Annotated in this window: 20 protein-coding genes and 4 tRNA genes; 6 read left to right on the top strand and 18 right to left on the bottom strand. The window is 63.5% G+C overall.

Going from position 1 to position 23,548, the window contains the following annotated elements:
• The first annotated feature begins 88 nt into the window (after nt 1-88).
• Nucleotides 89-1,018 (top strand): DUF1853 family protein, encoded by a 930-nt coding sequence (locus tag B2J77_RS06735; protein ID WP_153008544.1) that lies wholly within the window; start codon nt 89-91, stop codon nt 1,016-1,018.
• A 129-nt stretch (nt 1,019-1,147) separates the two neighbouring features.
• Nucleotides 1,148-1,693, top strand: coding sequence for a cytochrome b (locus B2J77_RS06730; RefSeq protein WP_058605524.1), 546 nt, complete (start codon nt 1,148-1,150; stop codon nt 1,691-1,693).
• Here B2J77_RS06730 and B2J77_RS06725 read toward each other — a convergent pair.
• Together B2J77_RS06725 and B2J77_RS06720 are read right to left on the bottom strand one after the other, a co-directional pair.
• Nucleotides 1,684-2,574: a 1-aminocyclopropane-1-carboxylate deaminase/D-cysteine desulfhydrase gene (locus B2J77_RS06725; protein ID WP_078478234.1), complete on the bottom strand. Its 891-nt coding sequence runs from the start codon at nt 2,572-2,574 to the stop codon at nt 1,684-1,686. The genes B2J77_RS06730 and B2J77_RS06725 overlap by 10 nt on opposite strands.
• A 42-nt stretch (nt 2,575-2,616) precedes the next feature.
• On the bottom strand, nt 2,617-4,653 hold the full coding sequence (locus tag B2J77_RS06720) for an NADPH-dependent 2,4-dienoyl-CoA reductase (RefSeq protein WP_078478233.1): 2,037 nt from the start codon (nt 4,651-4,653) through the stop codon (nt 2,617-2,619).
• Nucleotides 4,654-4,838: 185 nt separating this feature from the next.
• On the opposite strand from B2J77_RS06720, the gene B2J77_RS06715 reads away from it, so the two are divergent.
• From B2J77_RS06715 to B2J77_RS06700, 4 genes are all read left to right on the top strand, one after another.
• Nucleotides 4,839-5,957, top strand: a complete 1,119-nt coding sequence (locus B2J77_RS06715) for a nitrilase-related carbon-nitrogen hydrolase (protein ID WP_058637666.1) — start codon at nt 4,839-4,841, stop codon at nt 5,955-5,957.
• A gap of 4 nt (nt 5,958-5,961) precedes the next feature.
• Nucleotides 5,962-7,002: an AraC family transcriptional regulator gene (locus B2J77_RS06710; protein WP_078478232.1), complete on the top strand. Its 1,041-nt coding sequence runs from the start codon at nt 5,962-5,964 to the stop codon at nt 7,000-7,002.
• Nucleotides 7,003-7,437: 435 nt separating this feature from the next.
• Nucleotides 7,438-8,139: a 3-oxoacid CoA-transferase subunit A gene (locus B2J77_RS06705; RefSeq protein WP_058637668.1), complete on the top strand. Its 702-nt coding sequence runs from the start codon at nt 7,438-7,440 to the stop codon at nt 8,137-8,139.
• Nucleotides 8,136-8,795, top strand: a complete 660-nt coding sequence (locus B2J77_RS06700; RefSeq protein WP_078478231.1) for a 3-oxoacid CoA-transferase subunit B — start codon at nt 8,136-8,138, stop codon at nt 8,793-8,795. The genes B2J77_RS06705 and B2J77_RS06700 overlap by 4 nt, the downstream gene beginning before the upstream one ends.
• A 49-nt stretch (nt 8,796-8,844) precedes the next feature.
• Here the strand turns inward: B2J77_RS06700 and B2J77_RS06695 are convergent, their stop codons facing one another.
• From B2J77_RS06695 to B2J77_RS06620, 16 genes are all read right to left on the bottom strand, one after another.
• Complete coding sequence (locus B2J77_RS06695) at nt 8,845-9,723, bottom strand: DUF2242 domain-containing protein (RefSeq protein WP_078478230.1); 879 nt, start codon at nt 9,721-9,723, stop codon at nt 8,845-8,847.
• A gap of 196 nt (nt 9,724-9,919) precedes the next feature.
• Nucleotides 9,920-9,996: transfer RNA gene (locus B2J77_RS06690), tRNA-Asp, on the bottom strand.
• Nucleotides 9,997-10,129: 133 nt separating this feature from the next.
• A tRNA-Asp gene (locus B2J77_RS06685) sits at nt 10,130-10,206 on the bottom strand.
• A 98-nt stretch (nt 10,207-10,304) separates the two neighbouring features.
• Nucleotides 10,305-10,381, bottom strand: a tRNA-Asp gene (locus B2J77_RS06680).
• A 66-nt stretch (nt 10,382-10,447) separates the two neighbouring features.
• Nucleotides 10,448-10,523, bottom strand: a tRNA-Val gene (locus B2J77_RS06675).
• A 220-nt stretch (nt 10,524-10,743) separates the two neighbouring features.
• Nucleotides 10,744-11,517 (bottom strand): SDR family oxidoreductase, encoded by a 774-nt coding sequence (locus B2J77_RS06670; protein ID WP_058605532.1) that lies wholly within the window; start codon nt 11,515-11,517, stop codon nt 10,744-10,746.
• On the bottom strand, nt 11,514-12,725 hold the full coding sequence (locus B2J77_RS06665; protein ID WP_027916499.1) for an O-succinylhomoserine sulfhydrylase: 1,212 nt from the start codon (nt 12,723-12,725) through the stop codon (nt 11,514-11,516). Before B2J77_RS06665 ends, B2J77_RS06670 begins: the two co-directional genes overlap by 4 nt.
• 17 nt (nt 12,726-12,742) lie before the next feature.
• Nucleotides 12,743-14,248 (bottom strand): amidophosphoribosyltransferase, encoded by a 1,506-nt coding sequence (gene purF / locus B2J77_RS06660; protein WP_058605533.1) that lies wholly within the window; start codon nt 14,246-14,248, stop codon nt 12,743-12,745.
• Nucleotides 14,249-14,290: 42 nt separating this feature from the next.
• Complete coding sequence (locus B2J77_RS06655) at nt 14,291-14,848, bottom strand: CvpA family protein (RefSeq protein WP_058605534.1); 558 nt, start codon at nt 14,846-14,848, stop codon at nt 14,291-14,293.
• 159 nt (nt 14,849-15,007) lie between these two features.
• Nucleotides 15,008-15,664 carry an SPOR domain-containing protein gene (locus tag B2J77_RS06650; RefSeq protein ID WP_058605535.1) on the bottom strand — a complete coding sequence of 219 codons (657 nt, stop codon included), beginning with the start codon at nt 15,662-15,664 and terminating at the stop codon, nt 15,008-15,010.
• The gene (folC, locus tag B2J77_RS06645) at nt 15,648-16,955 is read right to left on the bottom strand and encodes a bifunctional tetrahydrofolate synthase/dihydrofolate synthase (protein WP_078478229.1); all 1,308 of its coding nucleotides are present in this window, start codon (nt 16,953-16,955) and stop codon (nt 15,648-15,650) included. The genes B2J77_RS06650 and folC overlap by 17 nt, the downstream gene beginning before the upstream one ends.
• A complete protein-coding gene (accD, locus tag B2J77_RS06640; protein WP_058605537.1) occupies nt 16,955-17,848 on the bottom strand; it encodes an acetyl-CoA carboxylase, carboxyltransferase subunit beta in 894 nt (297 codons plus the stop codon). The genes folC and accD overlap by 1 nt, the downstream gene beginning before the upstream one ends.
• 218 nt (nt 17,849-18,066) lie before the next feature.
• Nucleotides 18,067-18,687: a phosphoribosylanthranilate isomerase gene (locus tag B2J77_RS06635; protein ID WP_058637674.1), complete on the bottom strand. Its 621-nt coding sequence runs from the start codon at nt 18,685-18,687 to the stop codon at nt 18,067-18,069.
• A gap of 58 nt (nt 18,688-18,745) precedes the next feature.
• Entirely contained in the window at nt 18,746-19,600 is an 855-nt protein-coding gene (truA, locus tag B2J77_RS06630) for a tRNA pseudouridine(38-40) synthase TruA (protein WP_058605539.1), read from the bottom strand.
• A 111-nt stretch (nt 19,601-19,711) separates the two neighbouring features.
• Complete coding sequence (locus tag B2J77_RS06625) at nt 19,712-22,327, bottom strand: FimV/HubP family polar landmark protein (RefSeq protein ID WP_078478228.1); 2,616 nt, start codon at nt 22,325-22,327, stop codon at nt 19,712-19,714.
• Nucleotides 22,328-22,398: 71 nt separating this feature from the next.
• Complete coding sequence (locus tag B2J77_RS06620; RefSeq protein ID WP_078478227.1) at nt 22,399-23,403, bottom strand: aspartate-semialdehyde dehydrogenase; 1,005 nt, start codon at nt 23,401-23,403, stop codon at nt 22,399-22,401.
• Nucleotides 23,404-23,548: the final 145 nt, after the last annotated feature.

The following is a 23,548-nucleotide window of genomic DNA, read 5'->3' as shown; positions in this document are numbered from 1 at the left end:
GGCTCCTGCAAGGCTCTGCGACGGGTGACGATGCAGCGATTATGGGCGAACCACGAAGCAGCGGCAAACCGGCTATGCTCGCAGGATGATGCCATTTCCTTCGCTCGTGCACCTGCCCCGGCTATTACAGCGCCCTGCGGTGCGTGACCTTGCCTGGACCCTGCTCTCGCCGCCGCTGCTCGAGCGCGCAGGCTGCCCCCAGCGCCACCCGCTGGCAGGCAGCCTCTGGATCGAACGGCCGCAGGCATTGCAGGCCTGGTTGTACGGGCTGGACATTGATGACACGCCCTTGCAGCACTGGCTCAAGGGCCTTGGCAGTCGCCGCCTTGGGCTGTATTACGAGCGCCTGTGGCAATTTGCGTTGCAACAGGCGCCCGGCGTGGAACTGTTGGCGGCCAACTTGGCTATCCGTGAAGACGGCCGGACCCTGGGCGAGCTGGATGTGGTGCTGCGTGATCGCGACGGGGTGCATCACCTGGAGCTGGCCATCAAGCTGTACCTGGGCCCCGAGCGCTTTGGTACCGACCCGGGCGGCTGGCTAGGGCCTGGCTGCCACGATCGCCTGCAAGCCAAGCTGGAACACATCCGCCGCCACCAGTTGCCCATGTCGGCCAGCACCCAGGGCCGTACCGCCCTTGAGCGGCTCGACCTGCCCCCGGTGCAGGCCAGCATGTGGATGGGGGGCTACCTGTTCTACCCGGCGCTGGCCCCGAGCGAGGCGCCACTGGGTGTACACCCCCTGCACCTGCGTGGCCGCTGGTTGCATCGCAAGGACTGGATCAGCGCACCCGGCGCGCATTGGCAACCGCTGGTGCGCAGTGCCTGGCTCGCCCCCGCACGGTGTGCGGCCTGCGAGGTCTGGAGCGCAGCTCAGTTCGCCGCCTGGCTGCACTTGCTGGCACCCGATGCGCCTGCGCAATTGCTGGTCAATGTGCAGCGGCAGCAGGACGGCAGCTGGCAAGAGATAGAGCGGGTGTTTCTGGTTGCTGATCAGTGGCCGGGCGACTTGGCCCTGTGACCTCAGATCCCGCTCATGGGCGGCAACATATTTTTCACCGACCTAGAGCAATGATACAGCCTGGGTAAACCGTAAACTGGACCTGAGCGCCACCAAGAGCGCCACCCCACCGACCGATGAGGAACAAGCATGGTTTCGAGCACCCCGGCGCGCCATTACGCGCGCGTGTCCATTGTCCTGCACTGGCTGATGCTGGTACTGCTGGCCGCTGTCTATGCCTGTATCGAGTTTCGCGGAATCTTCCCGCGCGACAGTGCAGAGCGCAACCTGATGAAAGACCTGCATTTCATGTTGGGCCTGAGCGTATTCGTGCTGGTGTGGCTGCGCCTGGCCATGCGCGTGCTTCATCGCGCGCCGCCCATATCCCCTAAACCTCCGGCCTGGCAAACCGGGCTGGCCCATCTGGTTCACCTGCTGCTCTACCTGCTGATGATCGGCATGCCGCTGGCCGGCTGGTTGATCCTCAGCGCCGCCGACAAACCGGTGCCGTTCTATGGCCTGGAGTTGCCGCACCTGATCGGCCCTGATCTGGACCTGGCCAAGTTCATCAAGGGCTGGCATGAGCGTATCGGCACCTGGGGCTACTGGCTGATCGGACTGCATGCACTGGCCGGCCTTTATCATCACTATGTCAAACGCGACAATACGTTGTTGCGCATGCTGCCTTACAAGTAACCCCGGCGGCCCTGCAAACCGCCGGTATGGACGAACACCAGGCGAGTGCCGGGCGCGAACAGCCCGGCTTCGACCTGAGCCTTGAGCGCAAGCAATGCCTTGCCGGTGTAGAGCGCCTCGAAAGGAACGCCGGCCTGCTGCTCGCAGTCGGCGATGAAGGCCAGCAGTTGATCGTCGAACTTGCCGAAGCCGCCCAGGCTGGCGCTGTGCAGGCGGTAGCCCTGCGTGCCGGCAAGTGCCGCCACGGTCTCGGCCACGCCATAGTGCTCGGGTACGGCCAGCGCCCCATGCACGGCATGGGCCCCTGATTCGGCCAGCACCAGGCCCGCCAGCGTGGTGCCCGTGCCAGCGGCCAACCACCAGGCGTCATAGTCCGACCAGCCCAGCGTCGCAAGCTGCGCGTGCAATTGAGTCACGATCGACGCGCACCCCTGCGCACCGGCCTGCCCGCCTCCGCCTTCGGGGATGCAGTGCCAGCCGGGATAGTGCGTGTGCCAAGGCGTCCAGAAACCCGCCTCGTTACGACCACGGTAGCCCTCGTAGCCCAGCCAGTGCAGTTGCATGCCCATGGCCTGCAAATCCTGCACGGTGGGTGTTTGGCGTGGATGACCCCGCAGCAGGCCGGCCGTGGCCAGGCCCAAGCGCTTGCCGGCAGCGGCCAGAGCATGCAGGTGGTTGGAATGGTTGCCGCCCAGGCTCACCAGGCCGGGGGCCTTGGCATCGAGCGCCTGTTCCAGATGGTGGCGCAGCTTGAACCACTTGTTGCCGCTGACCAGGGGGTCGATCAGGTCAAGGCGCAGGATGGCAGCCTCGACCTGGGCCTTCGCCAGCCAGGGCAATGTCAGGCGTTGCAGAGGGGCCAAGGGGAGTTCGACAGGCATGGGCGCCAGTCTATCAGCAGAGCATCTGGCGCGGGCGGTGAATCAAAGCTGCGCCGCCAACCTCGACCCCTGGTCGATCGCCCGCTTGGCGTCGAGCTCTGCCGCCACGTCAGCACCGCCGATCAGGTGTACCGACTGCCGCGCAACCACCAGCCCGTCCTGCAATTCGCGCAGCGGGTCCTGGCCTGCGCAGATCACCACGTTGTCCACCGCCAGCACCTGCGGCTCGCCGCCGCCAATGCGCACGTGCAGGCCCGCGTCATCAATGGCCAGGTACTCGACCCCATTGAGCATCTTCACCTGCTTGTTCTTCAAGCCGGTACGGTGGATCCAGCCAGTGGTCTTGCCCAGGCCGTCCCCCACCTTGGAGGTCTTGCGCTGCATCAGGTACACCTGCCGGGCAGGTGGGTGGGGCTGGGGTGTGATACCGGCCACACCGCCGCGGGCTTCGAGGTGGGTGTCGATACCCCACTCCTTCCAGAACGCTTCGCGGTCCAGGCTGGTGGACACGCCCTGATGCACCAGGTATTCGGATACATCGAAACCGATGCCCCCTGCGCCGATCACAGCCACTGTCTTGCCCACAGGCTTACGCTCGAGCAGCACATCCAGGTAGCTGAGCACCTTGGGGTGCGCGATCCCCGGGATCGCCGGTGCACGGGGCAGGATGCCGGTCGCGAGGATGATGTCGTCATAGCCGCCGGCCACAAGCGCTGGCACGTCGACGCGCGTGTTCAAGCGCACGTCGACGCCAGTGCTGCGCAGCTTGTTGCGAAAATACCGCAGGGTCTCGTTGAATTCCTCCTTGCCTGGCACGCGCTTGGCAACATTGAACTGACCGCCAATTTCGCTGGCCGATTCGAACAAGGTCACCACATGGCCACGCTCGGCAGCCACCGTTGCAGCGGCAAGGCCTGCTGGGCCGGCGCCCACGACGGCAATGCGCTTGGCCATGCGCACGGGCAGGTAGTTGAGTTCGGTTTCATGGCAGGCCCTTGGGTTTACCATGCAACTGGTCAGCTTGCCGCCAAACGTATGGTCCAGACACGCCTGGTTGCAGCCGATACAGGTATTGATTTCATCAGCACGCCCGGCGGCAGCCTTGTTGACGAAGGCAGGATCGGCCAGGAACGGACGGGCCATGGACACCATGTCCGCATCCCCTTCGGCCAGCACCGCCTCGGCCACTTCTGGCGTATTGATACGGTTGGTGGTGATCAAAGGAATACCCACTACCCCGCGCAACTTGGCGGTGACCTTGCTGAAGGCTGCACGCGGCACCTTGGTGGCGATGGTGGGAATGCGCGCCTCGTGCCAGCCAATACCGGTATTGATCAACGTTGCCCCCGCCTGCTCGATGGCCTTGGCCAGGGTCTGGATCTCGTCCCAAGTGCTGCCGCCTTCGACCAGGTCGAGCATCGAAAGGCGGAAGATGATCATGAAGTTAGGGCCCACCGCGCGGCGCACCCGGCTGACGATTTCCACGGCCAGGCGCATGCGATTGTCGTAGCTGCCGCCCCAACGGTCGGTGCGATGGTTGGTGTGGGCGGCGAGGAACTGGTTGATGAAATAGCCTTCCGAGCCCATGACCTCGACACCGTCGTAACCAGCTTTCTGCGCAAGCAGCGCGCAGTGGGCGAAGTCGGCAATCTGCTTTTCGATCCCCGCCTCGTCCAATTCCCGCGGCTTGAACGGGTTGATCGGCGCTTGAATGGCGCTTGGCGCCACCTGGCGCGGGCTGTAGGCATAGCGCCCGGCGTGAAGGATCTGCAGGCAAATCTTGCCCCCTGCGGCGTGCACCGCCTCGGTGACGATACGGTGCTGCTCGGCTTCGGCTTCGGTGCTGAGTTTGGCGGCGCCTGCGTAAACACCGCCTTCATCGTTGGGTGCAATGCCACCGGTGACCATCAGCCCTACGCCGCCCTGCGCCCGTTCGGCAAAATAGGCAGCCATGCGCTCGAACCCGCCTGGGCGTTCCTCAAGCCCCGTGTGCATGGAGCCCATCAGGGTACGGTTGCGCAACGTGGTGAAGCCCAGGTCCAGCGGGGCCAGCAGGTGCGGGTAGCGAGTGTCGGTCATGGTTCGGCTTCTCTGGTGATCACGGTAAACGGGCATTGCGCCCTGAGGCGGCCCTGTCGTTATATGAAGCAGACAGTAAACAGCCGTTTGAACCGGCTCAATGACCAGAACTGACAAGTTATTGATCATCCCGAACAGCGCGTCTACCCTAAGGCTCCTTCATGCCCATTGCCTTGTAGCGTTTCATGAAAAAATTTCTGACAAGTGCCCTGCTGCTGGGGGTGATCGCCGCCCTGTGTGGTTACGCCTTCTGGACCCAACAGCGCCCACAGGGGCACTACCTGTCCGATCTGCGCATCGAGCTGGCAGTCAACCACGGGCAACCCGGCGAGCATGGCAACCTGCTGGGCGTCGAGCCGCTGCTGTACCCAGGGGACTACCAGGACCTGCAACGCCTGCACCGCAAACTTGCCGCCTACCTCGAGCAGGCGCGCACGCTAGGCCTGATCACGCCTCGCACCGTGGTGGTATTGCCTGAGCACATCGGTACCTGGCTGTGGGCACGTGGCGAGAAAAACGCGTTCTACCAGGTGACCCAGCAGCGTGAAGCACTGCAATGGTTCGAACTGAGTAACCCGCTCCGCTATGGCTGGGCCATGCTTGCGGCCGAGGGCGATGACCGACGGGCCGATGCCCATCTGCGCATGAAGGCCGATCAGATGGCAGCCGATTACCAGCAGGTGTTCGGCGGCTTGGCCAAGGAATTCGGCGTCACCCTGGTAGCTGGCTCGATCGTGCTTCCGCAGCCCTATGTCAGCGAGGGTGCATTGCACCCCGGGCGCGGGCCGCTGTTCAACAGCAGCGTGGTATTCGCCGGTGACGGTAACATCCTGGGCCAACCCCAGCGCCAGCACTATCCGGACAGCGAGAACAGGCGGTTCATCCACCCTGGTGTGGACCAGCCTCTGCAGGTGCTGCACACGCCTGCGGGGCGGCTTGGGGTATTGGTGGGGAGCGACAGCTGGTATCCGGAAAATCACCAGCAGCTGCTGGCCCAATCGGTCGAACTGGTGGCCATCCCTGCCTTTCTGAGCGGCAGGCACAGCTGGTTGACACCCTGGCGCGGCAATCGCCACCAGCCTGTCAGCACGCACTTGCCCGTCAAGCGTGGCGAGGTCAGCGAGCAAGAGGCCTGGCACCGGCTGACCGCGCCTGTCGGTCATCAGGTGAGCAGTGTGAGCGTCTTCATGCGCGGCCAGTTCTGGGAGCAAGGCGCCGATGGGCAAGGATTTGCCTGGCAAGCCGGCGACCTGTTGACCGGGCCACCCAGCCCAGGTGCCCGCTTGCTGAATATATGGCTCTAGCACCATGAGCCGCCCGCAGGTAAGGCTGGGCGACCTGTCGGTAGGCTTCGTGCAACCCTTGGCGGACGCGATTCGACGGCTGGGCCACGACCCTGCACCCTTGCTCGAACGCTATGGCCTGGACACGGCGCGGCTGGCCCAGGCCAATGCGCGCCTGTCGATACCGCGCTACATGCACCTGGGCCACGCCGCCATCGCATTGTGCGCCGAACCTGCACTGGGTTTGCAGATTGGCCAGTTGAGCCGGCTGGCCCATACCGGGCTGGCCGGGGTCACGGCAGCGCAAGCGCCAACCCTGGGCGAGGCGGCGCGCACCTTGCTGCGCTTCGAGCCGCTGTACGCCTCCAACTATCGAGGCCAGTCCACTTACTGCGAAGATGGCGAAGGCGCCTGGCTGCGTTTTTACTCCATCAGCCCGTACAACGCCTATAACCGCTTTGTGGTCGACTCGCTGCTCGCCGGCTGGCTGGCCCAGCTGGGCGACCTGGTCGGTACGCCAGTGGTGGCCGAGCGCGTGGACATCGAGTTTGCAGCCCCAAGCTACGCCCCCCTCTATCAGCCCCTGTGCAGCGCGCCGGTCCGCTTTGCCGCCGAGTGCAACCAGTTGCGCCTGAGCCGCGCCACGCTGCAACTGCCAAACCCCAGGCATTGCCCCAGCACCTGGCATCAACTGCTGACCGTAAGCGAGGCACACATGCAGCAGCTGACGCGCGTGCGTAGCCTGGGCGAACGCATCACCCACCTGCTCGGGCCGCTGCTCAATGGGGGACGTGAGCCGGAGCTCGACGAAATTGCCCTGCAGCTTCAACTGCCGCCCTGGACGCTGCGGCGCAGGCTGGCAGAAGAAGGCACGCGTTTTCGTGACCTGTTGAACGGCACGCGGCGTGACCTGGCCGAGACCTACATCCGCGATACCCAGTTGAGCTTCGGCGAAATCGCCTACCTGCTGGGGTTCGCTTCGGCAGAGGCCTTCCAGCGCGCGTTTAAGCGCTGGACTGGCCTTACGCCTGGCACGTACCGCCGCACGCAGCGACGCGGGGACTAGAGTTCGGTTGCGTCTTCTGCCGGTTCGGGCGTGTCCATCTCGTGGGCCTGAAATTCCAGTAGCTCTTCCTGGTAATCGTCCATCTTCCTGCGTCCTTATCCGAATACGGGTTGCTGAGTTCGTCGGCACCTTAGCGGTGACATGACATGGGGGTGACGTGACGATGCTTTTCGCGCCGTGCGCACTCTTGTATCAGGAACATGGACCTGTGGACGGGCGCGTTCGTTTAATCCAATACGTCCCTAACACGGACCGACGCGGCGCGCGCTTGCAACAATGGTTCGGTAATCGCCCAGAAACTGCCTTGACCACTGCGCCCATGGCCCGGCTTGCGGCAAGCTAGCTCACGTTCATCCCCCATCAAGCGCCAGCCAGTGCTGGGCGCATCGTGCACTGCACGATGGCATTTTTAAAAGCATCGACGGGAGCTACGCCTTGATCGACAAGACCCATGCAACCATTGCCAGCGCCGTGGCGGGCATCACCGATGGCTCGACCCTGCTAGTCGGCGGCTTCGGTACCGCTGGCATGCCCTCTGAGCTCATAGACGGGTTGATCGCCACGGGTGCACGCGACCTGACCATCATCAGCAACAATGCTGGCAACGGCGACACCGGCCTCGCTGCATTGCTCAAGGCCGCACGCGTGCGCAAGATCATCTGTTCGTTCCCGCGCCAATCCGACTCGTATGTTTTCGACGCCTTGTACCGGGCTGGCAAGATCGAGCTGGAGGTCGTACCGCAAGGTAACCTGGCCGAGCGCATTCGCGCGGCAGGCTCTGGCATCGGCGCCTTCTTTTCACCCACCGGCTATGGCACCTTGCTCGCCGAAGGCAAGGAAACGCGGGAGATCGACGGTCGCCAGTACGTACTGGAGATGCCGTTGCATGCCGATTTCGCCTTGATCAAGGCGCACAAGGGTGATCGCTGGGGCAACCTGATCTACCGCAAGGCCGCCCGCAATTTCGGACCGATCATGGCCATGGCTGCCAAGACTGCAATCGTCCAGGTCGACCAGATCGTCGCGCTGGGTGAGCTGGACCCGGAGCATATCGTCACACCGGGCATCTTCGTGCAACGCGTGGTGGCGGTCCCGGACGCCGCCCATCCAATCACCCATTCTGAGGCCCGTCCATGACCATCACCCAACGACGCTCGCGTGAGGCAATGGCCCAGCGCGTTGCAGCCGACATCGAGGAAGGTGCCTACGTCAACCTGGGTATCGGCGCACCCACCCTGGTCGCCAACTACCTGGGCGACAAGGAAGTGTTCCTGCACAGTGAAAATGGTGTACTGGGCATGGGCCCAAGCCCTGCGCCAGGCGAGGAGGACGATGACTTGATCAACGCTGGCAAGCAGCATGTGACGCTGCTGACCGGTGGCGCCTATTTCCACCATGCCGATTCATTTTCGATGATGCGCGGTGGGCACTTGGACATCGCCGTGCTCGGCGCTTTCCAGGTTTCCGTAAACGGCGACCTGGCTAACTGGCACACCGGCGCCGAGGGGTCGATCCCGGCAGTGGGCGGCGCGATGGACCTGGCCACCGGCGCCCGACAGGTGTTCGTGATGATGGACCACCTGACCAAAACCGGCGAAAGCAAACTGGTGAGCAAATGCACCTACCCGCTGACAGGCATTGGTTGCGTGAGCCGCATCTACACGGACCTCGCGGTAATGGACGTGACACCAGCGGGGCTCGAAGTGGTCGAGATTTGCGCGCAAATCACGTTCCAAGCGCTGCAAGAACTCAGCGGCGTGCCGGTGATCGACCGGTCTGTCAAACCTGGCTAGGGCCTGGCCGCCTCGACGCCCGAATCGTGGCGGCACCGGCCCTGCAGACTCATGGCGTCGAGGGCTGGCCTTGAGGGGCCGTTTGATCCTGCGAAGCTGGCGTGACCGGCTCAGCCTGCTGCACCTCGATGGGTGCTGCATCGGCGGGAGGCGCGACGGGCTGCGAGCTCAGTTGATCCCCACTGGCAGGTGCCTGGACAGTCTGCTGGTCGGGCGCGAACGCGGCGGGTGAGGCACCGTCCTTGGGGGCCGTGTCTGGCGCAGCCGGTGCAGCCTCGACCGGTACCGGCGCCGGGCTGGCCGCAGCCTGCTCCGGCAAGCCCAGTTCCACCGCAGGCTTTTCGGTCTTCGGCGCGGGTTGTTCGGCCTTGGGCTGGCTCAACGATTGCGCCTTGGGCTTGGGCTTGGGCAGGTAACTTTCCACCAACGCGAAGTAGCGGTCGTAAAACTGCGCGGCCGTGACTGTCTCACTGGCGACTTTCACCATCGAGTCATCGCTCGAGCCAATCGGCATCGACACCGAACCCAGCACCCCTACGCCCAAGCTTGCCGATGTATTGGACTTTTTCAGGGCATAGCGGTCCTGCAGGGCATTGGCGAACATGGTCGAGTGCTGTTCGTCGCTCGCATCCGGGGCACACGTGACGTTGAAGCTGATCTGCAGGTGGTTATCGCTGTTCTGCTGGAAGCTCTTGTTGCCGACCACCTGGTTGGGGCCGCTGCTGGTGATGATATAGCCTTGGCTGAGCAACGCACGGCGGGCCGCTTCGCAGGAGTTGGCATCACCTACGGGAAAGCTGCGCGAGAACGTGCCTGAGTCATCGAAGTTCTCATGCTCGTACACCGCAGGTTTCTTGGACGCACAACCGCTCAGTACGGCCAACAGGGCGGCCAGCACGAGCGCACCAGAAACGGAAGATCTTGTCATCGAGGGTTCCGGGTATTTCAAGAAGGTGCCTATTGTGCAACACAGCAGCCAGGTACAGGAACCACTGGTTGGTGAAGTACCCGCAAGGTTTCATGCAGGCGGCAAGGTAAATACGGCAAACGCCAAAAACGCAAAAAGCGACCCGAAGGTCGCTTTCACGTAGCGCCAAGGTGTTCAAAGGCCCTTGGAGCGAAGATGGCGCAGCGGACGGGACTCGAACCCGCGACCCCCGGCGTGACAGGCCGGTATTCTAACCGACTGAACTACCGCTGCGTATCATTCAGGCTTACGCCCGATTGAAACTTGGGTCTACCCACCAGATAAGCTGGGGGAAGGCATGAAAAACGGTGCAATGACCATTCGTTCATGGGTGCCTCAAGGTGTTCTAGGGACCTTGGAGCGAAGATGGCGCAGCGGACGGGACTCGAACCCGCGACCCCCGGCGTGACAGGCCGGTATTCTAACCGACTGAACTACCGCTGCGTATCGTTCAGGCTTGCGCCCGATTGAAACTGGGTCAGCCCAAGGTGCTGGACCTTGTGGCTTCAGACCGGCGACAAGCACCCATCTGTTAATCAAAATGGCGCAGCGGACGGGACTCGAACCCGCGACCCCCGGCGTGACAGGCCGGTATTCTAACCGACTGAACTACCGCTGCGCAGTGCATTCCTCTCTGGCTGTTAGCTTCTTGCGAAGCCTTGAGCGTCAGGAACATCTCAGGAAGTGGTGGGTGATGACGGGATCGAACCGCCGACCCTCTGCTTGTAAGGCAGATGCTCTCCCGGCTGAGCTAATCACCCTCGCGATGTAACGTGTTGCGTTTGCTTCGCTGAGGCCGCGAAATTTACGCAGGTGACGACGCTAAGTCAATAGCCCTGTTGAGTTTTTTTCCAACTCGCAGGTGCGGCTAACGCTAACCCAGTGCAAAGCCGAGCACACCTTGATTTGTGCCCAGCCAAGCCCGGGCACGAAAAAGGGACCTTGCGGTCCCCTCCTCTTCTGGTCTGTCCAAAAGGGCCTTCAGGTGTAAATCATCTTGCGGGTCATGCCGCCGTCGACCACGAACTCCTGACCGGTCACGAACGCTGCTTGCCGGGACAGCAGCCAGGCGACCATCGCTGCAACGTCCTCGACGGTGCCCACGCGACCGGTGGGGTGCTGGGCGTGGTCAGCATTGCTCAACGGCTCGGCACGGCGCTGAGAGGGATCCCGGGCATCGATCCACCCCGGGCTCACGGCGTTGACACGAATCTCCGGGCCCAGGCTGATGGCCAGCGCATGGGTGAGTGCCACAAGGCCCCCTTTGCTGGCGGCATAAGCTTCAGTGTCAGGCTCGGACTGCCGCGCCCGCGTGGACGTCAGGTTGACGATGGCGCCATTGTGCGCGCGCAGGTAAGGCGCACAGTGCTTGGCCAGCAGCATCGGGCCATTGAGATTGACGGCCAGCACGCGGTTCCATTGAGCCAGGCTCAGGCTTTCAAGCGTCTGGCTGTGGGGGTTGGCAATCGCAGCATTGCACACCAGCGCGTCAAGCCTGCCGAATTGCCCGAGCACCTCGGACACCCCGGCACTGACCTGGGACTCATCTGCCACATCCATGGTGATGAACCAGGCGTTATCCCCCAGGGCCTTGGCCGCTTTCGCCCCCCGCTGGCGGTCGAGGTCACTGAGCACCACCTGCCAACCTTCGCAGATCAGCCAGGCGGCGATGCCAAGGCCGATACCGCGCGCAGCACCGGTGACCAAAGCGACCCGGCCGTTGTGGCCGGGCGTGTTGAGACCAATTTCGATCACAATGCCGCCAGTCCACGCGCCAGGTCGGCCTGCAGATCCGCCACGTCCTCCAAGCCCACGGCCACACGAATCAGGCTGTCGCGGATGCCGGCAGCCGCACGTTCCTGGGGCGTCAGGCGGCCGTGGGAGGTGGTGGCCGGATGAGCGATGGTGGTCTTGCTGTCACCCAGGTTGGTGGTGATCGAAACGACCCGGGTAGCATCGATGAAGCGCCAGGCCCCTTCCTTGCCGCCCTTGACTTCGAAGCTCACCACAGCGCCGAAGCCACTCATCTGGCGCTTGGCCAATTCGTGCTGCGGATGGCTCGGCAGGCCGGCGTAATGCACTTTTTCGATGCCGTCCTGCTGTTCCAGCCATTGCGCCAGTGCCTGAGCACTCTCGCAATGGGCCCGCATACGCAGGCGCAGCGTCTCCAGGCCTTTGGTGAATACCCACGCGTTGAATGGGCTGAGCGTCGGGCCTGCCGTACGCAGGAAACCGACCACTTCCTTCATCTGTTCGGCACGGCCTGCCACTGCACCGCCCATGCAGCGGCCCTGGCCATCGATGAACTTGGTGGCGGAGTGGAAGACGATGTCGGCACCGAGTTTGAGCGGTTGCTGCAAGGCCGGCGTGCTGAAGCAGTTGTCCACCACCAGCATGGCCCCACGGGCATGGGCGATTTCGCTGAGCGCAGCGATATCGACCAGTTCGGCCAGTGGGTTGGACGGCGACTCGACGATCAGCAGCTTGGTATTGGCCTGTATGGCCTGCTCCCAGCCGGCAAGATCGACCAACGGCACGTAGTCCACCTGCAAGCCAAAGCGCTTGAAATACTTCTCGAACAGGCTGATGGTCGACCCGAACACGCTCTGAGAGACCAGTACGTGATCGCCTGCACTGCACAGCGACATGACCACGGCCAGAATCGACGCCATGCCGGTGGAGGTGGCCACGGCCTGCTCGGCACCTTCCATCGCCGCCAGGCGCTCTTCGAATGCCCGTACGGTCGGATTGGTATAGCGCGAATAGACATTGCCCGGGGTTTCACCGGCAAAACGCGCAGCCGCATCGGCAGCCGTACGGAACACGTAGCTGGAGGTCAGGAACAGCGCTTCGCTGTGCTCGGCCTCCGGTGAACGGCACTGACCGGCGCGCACTGCCAGGGTGTCGAAGCCGACACCCTCCAGGTCGCTGTCCAGTCGCCCGGCATCCCATTGATCGGTCATGCCATCGCTCCCTGAAATCAGTTGTTGTAGAGGTCGATGATTGCGCTGACCGCCTGCGTCTTGACCTTGGCCAGGTCATTGCGGGCCTGCTCGATGCGGTCAAGGTAGGCTTCGTCGATATCGCCAGTGACGTACTCACCGTTGAATACCGCGCAATCGAAGTGCTCGATCTTGATCTTGCCGCCACCGACCGAATCGATCAGGTCAGGCAGGTCCTGGTAGACCAGCCAGTCGGCGCCAATCAACTCGGCCACCTGCTCGGTGGTACGGTTGTGGGCGATCAGTTCGTGAGCGCTCGGCATGTCGATGCCGTAGACGTTGGGGTAGCGCACTGCAGGGGCTGCGGAGCAGAAATAGACATTCTTGGCGCCGGCCTCGCGCGCCATCTGGATGATCTGCTTGCAGGTGGTGCCGCGCACGATGGAGTCGTCAACCAGCATGACGTTCTTGCCGCGGAACTCAAGCTCGATGGCATTGAGCTTCTGGCGGACCGACTTCTTGCGGGCAGCCTGGCCCGGCATGATGAAGGTGCGGCCGATGTAGCGGTTCTTGACGAAGCCTTCGCGGAATTTCACGCCCAGGTGGTTGGCCAACTCAAGCGCGGCAGTGCGGCTGGTGTCCGGAATAGGGATGACCACGTCGATGCCGTGGTCCGGGCGTTCGCGCTGGATCTTGTCGGCGAGCTTCTCGCCCATGCGCAGACGCGCCTTGTACACCGAGACACCGTCCATGATCGAGTCCGGGCGAGCCAGGTAGACGTGTTCGAAAATGCAGGGTTGCAGTTTCGGGGCCTCGGCACACTGCTTGGTGTACAGCTGACCTTCTTCGGTGATGTAGACCGCCTCGCCTGGCGCCAGGTCGCGAATCAGGGTGAAGCCGAGCACGTCGAGCGCAACGCTTTCCGAAGCAATCATGTACTCCACGCCTTCGTCGGTGTGGCGCTGACCGAAGACGACCGGGCGGATACCGTTGGGATCGCGGAAACCGACGATGCCGTAGCCGGTGATCATGGCAACGACAGCGTAACCGCCGACGCAACGGCTGTGTACATGGGAGACCGCGGCGAACACGTCCTCTTCGGTAGGCTGCAACTTGCCGCGCACGGCCAGCTCATGGGCGAATACGTTGAGCAGCACTTCGGAATCGGAGTTGGTGTTGACGTGACGCAGGTCCGACTCGTAGATCTCCTTGGCCAACTGCTCGACGTTGGTGAGGTTGCCGTTGTGGGCCAGGGTGATGCCGTATGGCGAGTTGACGTAGAACGGCTGGGCCTCGGCGGAGGTCGAGCTGCCCGCCGTCGGGTAGCGCACATGGCCGATGCCGATGCTGCCCACCAGGCGTTGCATGTGGCGCTGCTGGAACACATCGCGCACCAGGCCATTATCCTTGCGCAGGAACAACCGGCCGTCATGGCTGGTCACGATACCGGCAGCGTCCTGGCCGCGGTGCTGGAGGACCGTAAGCGCGTCATACAGCGCCTGATTGACGTTCGACTTACCGACGATACCGACGATGCCACACATGCGACGCAACCCCTACTTTGATGAAACTTGAGTGAATAGCGCTCAAGGCCGGGTCGGCCCGAGCAGCTGCTCCTTGAACGGAAGATCAGACGGCGTACTGATCGCTCCGCCGGACATCCATTGGCTGGTGAAGCCCACAACCAGGTTTTTGGACCAGTCGGCTACCAGTAGAAACCGAGGTATCAGGCGAGACTCCTGCCACCACGTGTCTTGTTGAACCGGCCCCAGGCTCAGCAGCCCGAGTGCCACGACCACCAGCAGGCCGCCCCTGGCGGCGCCGAAGACCATGCCCAGAAAACGATCGGTGCCCGACAGGCCGGTGACACGAATCAGTTCGCCGATGAGAAAGTTGAGCATCGCCCCCACCAGCAAGGTGGCGACGAACAGGATACCGCAGCCTGCGATCACGCGCATGGAGGGCGTCTGGATATAGCTTTCCAGGTACACCGAAAGCGAGCCACCGAACATCCACGCCACCGCACCGGCAATGATCCAGATGAGCAAGGACAGGGCTTCCTTGACGAAGCCGCGTTTGAGACTGATCAGTGTGGAGACGGCGATGATCGCAATGATCGCCCAATCAACCAGGGTAAATGCCACGGTGCTGCCTGCAGATCGTTGAGGCGGCGGATTTTACCAGAGCGACGAGTGCTTGGGTAAGCGGAATGTCAGTGGATGATCCAGCCAGCACAGCAAGCCTGCTGGGCACCGCCCGCAGGCTCGCTGCCTGGCACGGGACGGCGATGCCGCCCCTCGCCTTCAGCTGCGTTCCGGCTGGAAGCGCACGACAAAGCCCTTGAGGCTGTTCTGGCGGTTGATGGCATCGCGGGTGCGCTCGGCGTCGGCACGCTCGATAAGCGGGCCGACATACACCCGGTTCATGCCACCGGCCGCACGGATATAGGCGTTGTAGCCTTGGCTACGCAAGGTCTGCTGGAGCTTCTCGGCGCCTGCCCGGTTGGACAGGCTCGCCAACTGGATCGACCAACTGACCGGCAGGCCGTTGGCGTCGAGTTTGGACGACGCGGCAGCTTTGGTCGACGTCGCAGTTGGCGCAGAAGCGGCCGGCGCCTTGGGCTCGGCCTTGGCCACGGCCGCCGGCGCAGGCTGGGCCTGCTGTGTCTGCGGCGACGGCGTGATGGGTTGGCTGGGCGCACGCGCAGGCGCGGACGACTCGTCTACCACCACCGGCGACGGGTCCGCTTGCTCCGGCAAGGCCTGGGGTTCTGGCACGGCAACAGGGTCGACCTTTACTTCAGGCAGCGACGGTGCAGCAGGCGCTTTTGGGGCATCGACATGCACCTCACGCATTTCATCCTGCCGCGAAAACAGCATCGGCAGGAAAATCACCGCCAGCGCCACCAGCACCAGCGCACCGATCATGCGCTGCTTCATTCCTTTATCCAGCACTGCCATCTATCCCACCCTCCTGGGGATGCCGCTGCAACCATTCCAGCGCCTGAGCGACACAGAAAAACGAACCGAACAGCAGGATCTGATCATCTGCCGTGGCGTTCGCGCACTGCCCCTCCAGGGCAGCGTCGACGCTGGCATAAGACTTCACCGTGGCGCCGAGGTTCGTCAGGGCCTCTGCCAATTGCGCGGCGGGCCGGGTACGCGGGGTGGCAAGCGGCGCAACGGCCCACTCATCGACCAAGGGATGCAAGGACGCAATCACACCCTCGAGGTCCTTGTCGCAAAGCAAGCCGAACACGGCCAGACGCCGACCGATCAGTGGTCGGGATGCCAGACGCCGGGCCAGGTACTGCGCTGCATGTGGGTTATGCCCCACATCCAGCAGCAGCTCCACCGCGACGCCACGCCAGTGGATCACGCGCCGGTCGAGACGACCCGTGATGCGCGTCTGGACCAATGCCTGGCTCAGCTGCGCAGGGCTCCAGGGCAGGCCGCTCAGCAGGTAGGCTTGCAGGGCCAAGGCTGCGTTTTCCATGGGCAGGTCCAGCAGGGGCAGGTCCATCAAGGCGACTTTTTCACCTTCGCCGGACGTCCCGTACCAGCTCCAGCCATGCTCGGCCACCTGAAGGTCGAAGTCGCGACCCCGCAACCGCAGCGGGGCCGCCAGTTCGCTGGCCTTGTCCAGGAGCGGCTGGGGCGGATCGAGGTCGCCACAGAGCGCAGGCTTGCCGGCACGGAAGATACCGGCCTTCTCGAAGGCCACCTGCTCGCGGGTATCGCCCAGGTAATCGATGTGGTCGACCCCGATGCTGGTCACCAGCGCGATGTCGGCGTCCACGACATTCACCGTGTCCAACCGCCCGCCCAGCCCGACTTCCAGCACCACTGCGTCGAGCTGCGAACGCTCGAACAGCCAGAACGCCGCCAGGGTACCCATCTCGAAATAGGTCAGGGAGATTGCGCCGCGCGCCGCCTCGACCGCTGCGAACGCCTCGCACAACTGCGCATCGCTGGCTTCGACGCCGTCGATGATCACCCGCTCGTTGTAGCGCAGCAGGTGCGGCGAGCTGTACACGCCAACCTTCAACCCCTGGGCACGCAGCAGCGAAGCGAGGAACGCGCAGGTCGACCCCTTGCCGTTGGTGCCCGTTACCGTCACCACACGTGGGGCAAGCTTGCCCAACGCCAGGCGCGCCAGCACCGCCTGCGACCGCTCCAGCCCCATGTCGATGGCCGAGGGGTGCAACTGCTCAAGATAGGCGAGCCACTCGCCAAGGGTCCGTTGGGTCATCACGCGACCGCAGCCGCCTCGAGGGCTTCGACCGGTGTCTGCTGGCCGGTCATCTGGGCCAGCAGGCGCGCCAGCCGTGGACGCAGGTCGCCACGAGAGATGATCAGGTCGATGGCACCGTGCTCCAGCAGGAATTCGCTGCGCTGGAAGCCTTCAGGCAGCTTCTCGCGTACGGTCTGCTCGATGACGCGCGGGCCGGCAAAGCCGATCAGGGCCTTGGGTTCGCCAACGATGACATCGCCCAGCATCGCCAGGCTGGCGGACACGCCACCGTAGACCGGGTCGGTCAGTACCGAGATGAACGGGATGCCTTCTTCACGCAGACGCGCCAGCACGGCAGAGGTCTTGGCCATCTGCATCAGCGAGATCAGCGCTTCCTGCATGCGGGCACCGCCGGAAGCCGAGAAACACACCATTGGGCAGCGATGCTCCAGGGCATAGTTGGCTGCGCGCACGAAGCGCTCGCCGACGATGGCACCCATGGAACCGCCCATGAAGGAGAATTCGAATGCACTGACCACGATCGGCATGCCCATCAGGGTGCCGCTCATGGAGATCAGGGCGTCCTTTTCACCGGTCTGTTTCTGCGCGCCGGTCAGGCGGTCCTTGTACTTCTTGCTGTCGCGGAACTTCAACCGGTCGACCGGCTCAAGATCAGCGCCCAGCTCGGCACGGCCCTCGGCATCCAGGAAGATATCGATGCGAGCACGTGCGCCGATGCGCATGTGGTGGTTGCACTTGGGGCATACGTCCAGGGTCTTTTCCAGCTCCGGACGGTACAGCACGGCCTCACAGGACGGGCATTTGTGCCACAGGCCTTCAGGTACCGAGCTCTTCTTCACCTCGGAACGCATGATGGAAGGGATCAGTTTGTCGACTAACCAGTTGCTCATGCTTTCTTTCTCCAGTATCGGCGGGAGGGGACCAGCGTAGCCGGCCTGCCCTGCCCTTTTGAGCTCAAATGCTTAAAACGTGGGTGAAACGGCGATCCGGGTTCAGTACCCCTGCCGCGCCACCCTGAACAATTCGGTTGACCGCCCCACGCGGGGCCAGCCGGCCCACGGGCTGAGATAGCTATGGACGATGGCACGCTGCCTGCCGTCACATCTGCTCAAGCCTGTTTCACCGCGCGTAGGAATGCTTCTATTCTGGCCGCATCCTTGATGCCCTTGGCTTGCTCGACCCCGCCGCTGACATCGACCGCGTACGGGCGCACCTGGGCGATCGCCTGCCCGACGTTGTCCGCCGACAGGCCACCGGCCAGGATGATCGGCTTGCCCAGGTCGGCAGGCACCAGTGACCAGTCGAACGCTTCGCCCGTGCCCCCAGGCACACCCGGCACGAAGGTGTCCAGCAAGATACCGGATGCGCCAGCATATTGCCGGCACGCAAGTTTCAGGTCGTCATCCGGACGTACGCGCAGTGCCTTGATCCACGGCCGGTGATGGCCTGCGCAATCGTGCGGGGTTTCATCACCATGGAACTGCAAAAGATCCAGGGGCACCGCTTCGAGTATTTCGCTCAGCTCGCAACGCGTGGCATTGACGAACAACCCGACCGTGGTCACGAAGGGCGGCAGCTCGGCAATGATGGCACGCGCCTGCTGTACGCTCACGGCACGCGGGCTCTTGGCATAGAAGACCAGCCCGATGGCATCGGCGCCGGCCTCGGCAGCTGCCAGAGCGTCTTCGATGCGGGTGATCCCGCAGATTTTACTGCGAACGATGCTCATGGACAGCCACCTGTTTGCGCGGTCAAAGGCGGAATCTTAGCAAATGGCGCTTCGTGCGTCAGTCCGCCAATGCATCGTAGCCCGTCAGAAAGTGTGGGCCAATGTAACGCTCAGGCAGCGCAAACGCCTCCGGGTACTCCACCTGGACCAGGTAAAGCCCGTAGGGGTGGGCCGTGACGCCACCTTCGCGGCGGTCCCGTCCCTCCAGCACCTGGCGCGCCCACTCAACCGGCCGTTCCCCCGCGCCGATAGCCATCAGCACGCCAGCAATGTTGCGCACCATGTGATGCAGGAAGGCGGTAGCCCGGACATCCAGCACGATCATCTGCCCGTGACGCGTCACCCGCAGGTGGTAAATGTGCTTGATCGGCGACTTGGCCTGACACTGGCTAGCGCGGAATGCGCTGAAATCATGGGTGCCAAGCAAACTTGAGGCAGCCTGGGCCATGCGCTCGACGTCGAGCGGGCGGTGATTCCAGGTCACCTCTTCGGCCAGGTGAGCAGGCCGAATCGGGTCGTTGTAGATCACGTAGCGATAGCGCCTGGCACAAGCCTTGAACCGCGCATGAAAATCGGCAGGCATGGGCCTGGACCACACGACGCTGATGTCATGGGGCAAGTTGAAATTGGTGCCCATGGTCCAGGCACGTTCATCACGCACCGCTCGGGTGTCGAAATGCACGACCTGCCCACAGCCATGCACGCCGGCATCGGTACGCCCAGCACAGACGACTGAAATGGGTTCGTTGGCCACTTTGGAAAGTGCCTGTTCCAACGCTTGCTGAACGCTGGGCACGCCGCTGGCCTGACGTTGCCAGCCGCGGTAGCGGGCGCCCTTGTATTCCACACCCAGGGCGATGCGCGTGCAGCCTTCGGCAGCGGATTCGGCCGAGGCGGTGTCGATGATGTCCAAGAATCTGCAACCTGTTGGTGAACCAAATGCCGGGGATTATAACGACAATGGCAGCCGTTCAGGGCTGCCATCAGGTTCACGCGTTACAACCCAAGGGCTTCACGCGAGGGCCTAGACCAGACGCGAAAGCATGTCCTCTGCTTCTTCGCGCTGACGCTCATCGCCATCCTTGACCACTTCATCGAGGATGTCGCGGGCGCCCTGGTGATCACCCATATCGATGTAGGCGCGGGCCAGATCGAGCTTGGTGGCCACTTCGTCGGCTCCGGAAAAGAAATCGAAATCCAGGTCGTCGATCGGTTCGAGCTCAGGTTGCGCAGCGGCGTCCTCGGCAGTGAAGTGAGGCTCCAGGGAGGGCGACTCCAGGCTTTGTGAAAGCTTGTCCAGCTCGGCGTTGACGTCATCGAGCTCGGAGGCGAACTGCTGCGCGCCTGGCGAGTCGTCCTGCAGGGACAGGTCGAAGTCCGCCGGCAGGTCGAAATCGGTGGCCGGATCGAAAGCCGGTACCGGATCGACCGTACTTGGCGCAGCGTCATCCCGACCACCCGCCCCCTCGGGCTCCCCGATGTCCAGGTCGAAATCGGACAGGTCCTGGGCTGGTTGAGCTTCAGCACTGGCCTGCGCCAGCAAGGTTTCGAAGTCTGCATCGGCCGGGTCTTGCATCTGCCCTCCTGCAGAGAGCGCCTCATCGGCCGGGTCGGCAGCCGATGTCGCGGGTTCGGGAGAAGGGTCGTCCAGGCTCAAGTCGAAGTTGTCCTCCAGCGCCTGATCATCCAGCGCCGCAGTGTCGAGCGTCGGAATATCGTTGAAGGCGTCCGGCCCGGCGGCGGCCTGTGTGTCCGACTCTGCTGGCTCTGCATGCGGTGAACCCGGCTGATCATCGAGCAGCCCTTGCACATACTGCTCGTCTAGCTTGGCTGCCAAGGCAGCCGCACCCACGCCGGCCGCGGCGAGGGCCAACATCGCCGGGTAACGCTCGCGAAGGCTGGCCACTTCTGCCGTGTTCCCGGCCGTCGCCGGCAACTGGCGCTCCTGCTCGGCGAATGCGCTTTGATCACCTTGGCGGGCATAGACCTCCATCAACTTCAAGCGCAGGTCATCGCGTCTGGGCGCGCTGGCAACTGCAGGCTCCAGCAGCTCGGTGGCGCGGTTCAGGCGGCCTTCGGCAATGCACGTGTCCGCCTGTGCCAACAATGGCCCATAAGGGTCTGCCGCAGGCTCACGCACAGGCTGTGCAGCCGGTTTTTCAGAGGCCGCTGCGGCTGCCGCTGAGGCGGCGACTGCCGCTGGCGACAGCGTAACGGTCGGGGACACGACTTCTACGCCATCAAGGCTGTCGTCCTCTGGATCGAAACCCTCGATCTGCTCCTCCTCCAAAGCGCGCGCCATGCGCAAATGCTTTTCGGCTTCCTGTTGGGCCCTGCGCTTACGCGCCAGCAGCCAGAGCAGCAGCGCCAGGACCAAGACGGTAGAACCGGCGATCAGCCATAGCAACCAGCGGCTTCCCAGCACGTCGTCCAGGGTGCTATCCGACGAGGTTTGTGCGGCGGGTTGAGCGTCTGGCGCAACCGAGGGCGCTGGCGCGATCACGGGTTGATCGGGAACGGTCGGCTGGCTCGCCGTCGGCACCGGATCGGTCACAGGCACAGCCGCCTGGGACGGCGCCGGGGCCTGCTGACCGGGTTCGCCAGGGACAGTCGCTGTTGGCGCAGGGGTAGCCGCGCCTTGCGCTTCCAGCCGGGCCAACTGATCGTTCTTGAGCTCGATCAGGCGCTGCAGCTTGTCCAACTGGCTCTGCAGGTCGGACATGCGGCTTTTGAGTTCTTCGTTTTCGCGGCGACTGGTGTCCAGGCTTTCCTGCGCCACTGCCAACTTGTCGTTCAGCGCCTTGGCCTGCCCAGCACCAGGCTGGTTGCCGGGGCTGACCAGACGCAGGTTGTCGCCTTGGGCGATGGCAGCGGGCGCGGCGTCTGCGGCACCACGCCGGGTGGCGTCGAGCTGGCGGGCACGCGGCCCCAGGCGACGCCCCTCGCGCCAAGCCGCGTACTGCTCAGCGACCTCGCGATTGGCTTCGCCTTGGGCGATGCTCTGGATCTGTTGCTGATCGGGCAGGCGCAATACCTGGCCAACCTTGAGCTGGTTAATGTTGTTGCCGATGAACGCATCCGGGTTCAGCGCCTGGATCGCGATCATCGTTTGCTGGATCGATCCACCCTGGGCATTACGCGCTGCGATCTGCCACAGGGTATCGCGGCGCTGGGTCGTGTAGCTGCCAGGGCCGGTGGTCGCAGCGGCGACATTGCCTGTTGCGGCTTCTGGGCCCTGGGCCTTGGCCTGATCCAGCAGGACATTGTAGTCACGCAACAGGCGGCCTTGAGGCCACATCACCTGCACCAGGAACTTGACCACTGGCCCCGGCATGGGCTGACTGGAGGTCACGCGAAGCACGCTTCGGCCATTGGGGTTGATCACGGGCGTGAAGCGCAAGTCCTGCAAGGCGCTCGAGAAGTTCACGCCTGCCTTGGCGAATTCCTCAGGCGGGGCCAGGCTCGGTGCCAACTGCGCCGCGGTCAGGTCTCGCACATCGAGCAGTTCGATCTCGGCCTCCAGGGGCTGGTTCTGCGCCGACTTGAGGGTCAGCTCTCCCAGGCCCAGAGCATTGGCCATGCCCGAGGACAGCGCCGAGGCTGCTGCCATGGCCAGAACCAGTTTGCGGATTCGAAGCATGAACTCTTCCCTTGTATGGATCGTCCCGAAACGTGCAGGCAGAGCAGGACAAAAGTGCCTGCCAGTATCTTTTACAGACCGTGTTTAATCAACAATTGCGCCACCTGCACAGCGTTTAGCGCCGCGCCCTTGCGCACATTGTCGGTGGTCAGCCAAAGGTTGAGCTGCTGCGCTTGATCAACACCATGGCGTACACGTCCAACATAGACCACGTCCTGCCCGACTGCGTCGCCCACCGGCGTTGGATAATCGTCCAGGTCTACCCGTTCGATGCCAGGCGCCACCTCCAACGCCTGGTTGACGGCCGCCAGATCCACGGCGTGGCGGCACTGCACGGCCACATTGAAGCTATCGCCGAAAAAGACCGGGACTTGAATGCAGCTTGTTGAAATACTCAGTTCAGGCTGGCCCAACAGCTCGCGCAGCTCCTGCACCATGCGCCGCTCCACGGTGGTATGGCCCTGTTCGTCGACCTTGCCGACCTGGGCCAACACGTTGAAGGCGACCTGGCGGTCGAAGAAGTGCGGTTCCAACGGGCGGGCATTGAGCAACTCGGCCGTTTGCCGCGCAAGCTCGTTGACCGCCTCACGGCCTTGAGCCGACACTGCCAAAGACGCCACCACCTGAACATGCTCGATGTCCAGCAAATGCTTGATCGGGGCCAGGGCGGCGGCGGCGGCCACGGCGCCTGAACAGGGGCTGGTGATCAGCGCGGGCAGCTTCAGCCCAGCCACTTGATCGGCGTTGGCTTCTGGAACGACAGCCAGTGCGTTGTCCAGGGCACCGGACAGGTCGATGACGGTGCAGCCCGCTTGCACAGCCTGGGCGGCGAAGCTGCGACTGACCGCGGCACTGGCTGCAAAGAACGCCAGCTTGACCTGCGCAAAATCGAACCCCTCGACCTCACGTACCTTGAGCTTCCTGCCGGCGAACATCACGCTACTGCCCGCCGACTCGATGCTGGCGAGCAGGTGCAGGGTGGCGACCGGGAAATCCAGCTCTTCGAGAATCTGGACCAACGTCTCACCGACGCTGCCGGTGGCACCGACGACGGCGATATCGAATGAAGGTTTCATATTGCAGGCTGCCTCTGGCGAAACGGGAGCGGCACTTTACCTGCATTACACAACCGAGGCCAACGCCGACCCGTGGCAGGGAGTCGCCCGCTGTGCGCAGGCTTCCCCTGCCACCTGCACTGCGCGCCGCAAAAAAAACCCGCGC

The sequence above is a fragment of the Pseudomonas parafulva genome, from assembly GCF_002021815.1.
In the GTDB taxonomy this organism is placed as follows: Bacteria; Pseudomonadota; Gammaproteobacteria; order Pseudomonadales; family Pseudomonadaceae; genus Aquipseudomonas; species Aquipseudomonas parafulva_B.
Note: the sequence above shows the minus strand (reverse complement) of the source record. Positions and strands in the feature narration are given on the sequence as shown.

Bases quoted from the DNA above. Each gene is read 5' to 3' on its own strand.
- B2J77_RS06735 (WP_153008544.1), top strand. From the start codon at position 89: ATGCCATTTCCTTCGCTCGTGCACCTGCCCCGGCTATTACAGCGCCCT.
- B2J77_RS06730 (WP_058605524.1), top strand. From the start codon at position 1,148: ATGGTTTCGAGCACCCCGGCGCGCCATTACGCGCGCGTGTCCATTGTC.
- B2J77_RS06725 (WP_078478234.1), bottom strand. From the start codon at position 2,574: ATGCCTGTCGAACTCCCCTTGGCCCCTCTGCAACGCCTGACATTGCCC.
- B2J77_RS06720 (WP_078478233.1), bottom strand. From the start codon at position 4,653: ATGACCGACACTCGCTACCCGCACCTGCTGGCCCCGCTGGACCTGGGC.
- B2J77_RS06715 (WP_058637666.1), top strand. From the start codon at position 4,839: ATGAAAAAATTTCTGACAAGTGCCCTGCTGCTGGGGGTGATCGCCGCC.
- B2J77_RS06710 (WP_078478232.1), top strand. From the start codon at position 5,962: ATGAGCCGCCCGCAGGTAAGGCTGGGCGACCTGTCGGTAGGCTTCGTG.
- B2J77_RS06700 (WP_078478231.1), top strand. From the start codon at position 8,136: ATGACCATCACCCAACGACGCTCGCGTGAGGCAATGGCCCAGCGCGTT.
- B2J77_RS06695 (WP_078478230.1), bottom strand. From the start codon at position 9,723: ATGACAAGATCTTCCGTTTCTGGTGCGCTCGTGCTGGCCGCCCTGTTG.
- B2J77_RS06665 (WP_027916499.1), bottom strand. From the start codon at position 12,725: ATGACCGATCAATGGGATGCCGGGCGACTGGACAGCGACCTGGAGGGT.
- purF (WP_058605533.1), bottom strand. From the start codon at position 14,248: ATGTGTGGCATCGTCGGTATCGTCGGTAAGTCGAACGTCAATCAGGCG.
- B2J77_RS06650 (WP_058605535.1), bottom strand. From the start codon at position 15,664: ATGGCAGTGCTGGATAAAGGAATGAAGCAGCGCATGATCGGTGCGCTG.
- folC (WP_078478229.1), bottom strand. From the start codon at position 16,955: ATGACCCAACGGACCCTTGGCGAGTGGCTCGCCTATCTTGAGCAGTTG.
- accD (WP_058605537.1), bottom strand. From the start codon at position 17,848: ATGAGCAACTGGTTAGTCGACAAACTGATCCCTTCCATCATGCGTTCC.
- B2J77_RS06635 (WP_058637674.1), bottom strand. From the start codon at position 18,687: ATGAGCATCGTTCGCAGTAAAATCTGCGGGATCACCCGCATCGAAGAC.
- B2J77_RS06625 (WP_078478228.1), bottom strand. From the start codon at position 22,327: ATGCTTCGAATCCGCAAACTGGTTCTGGCCATGGCAGCAGCCTCGGCG.
- B2J77_RS06620 (WP_078478227.1), bottom strand. From the start codon at position 23,403: ATGAAACCTTCATTCGATATCGCCGTCGTCGGTGCCACCGGCAGCGTC.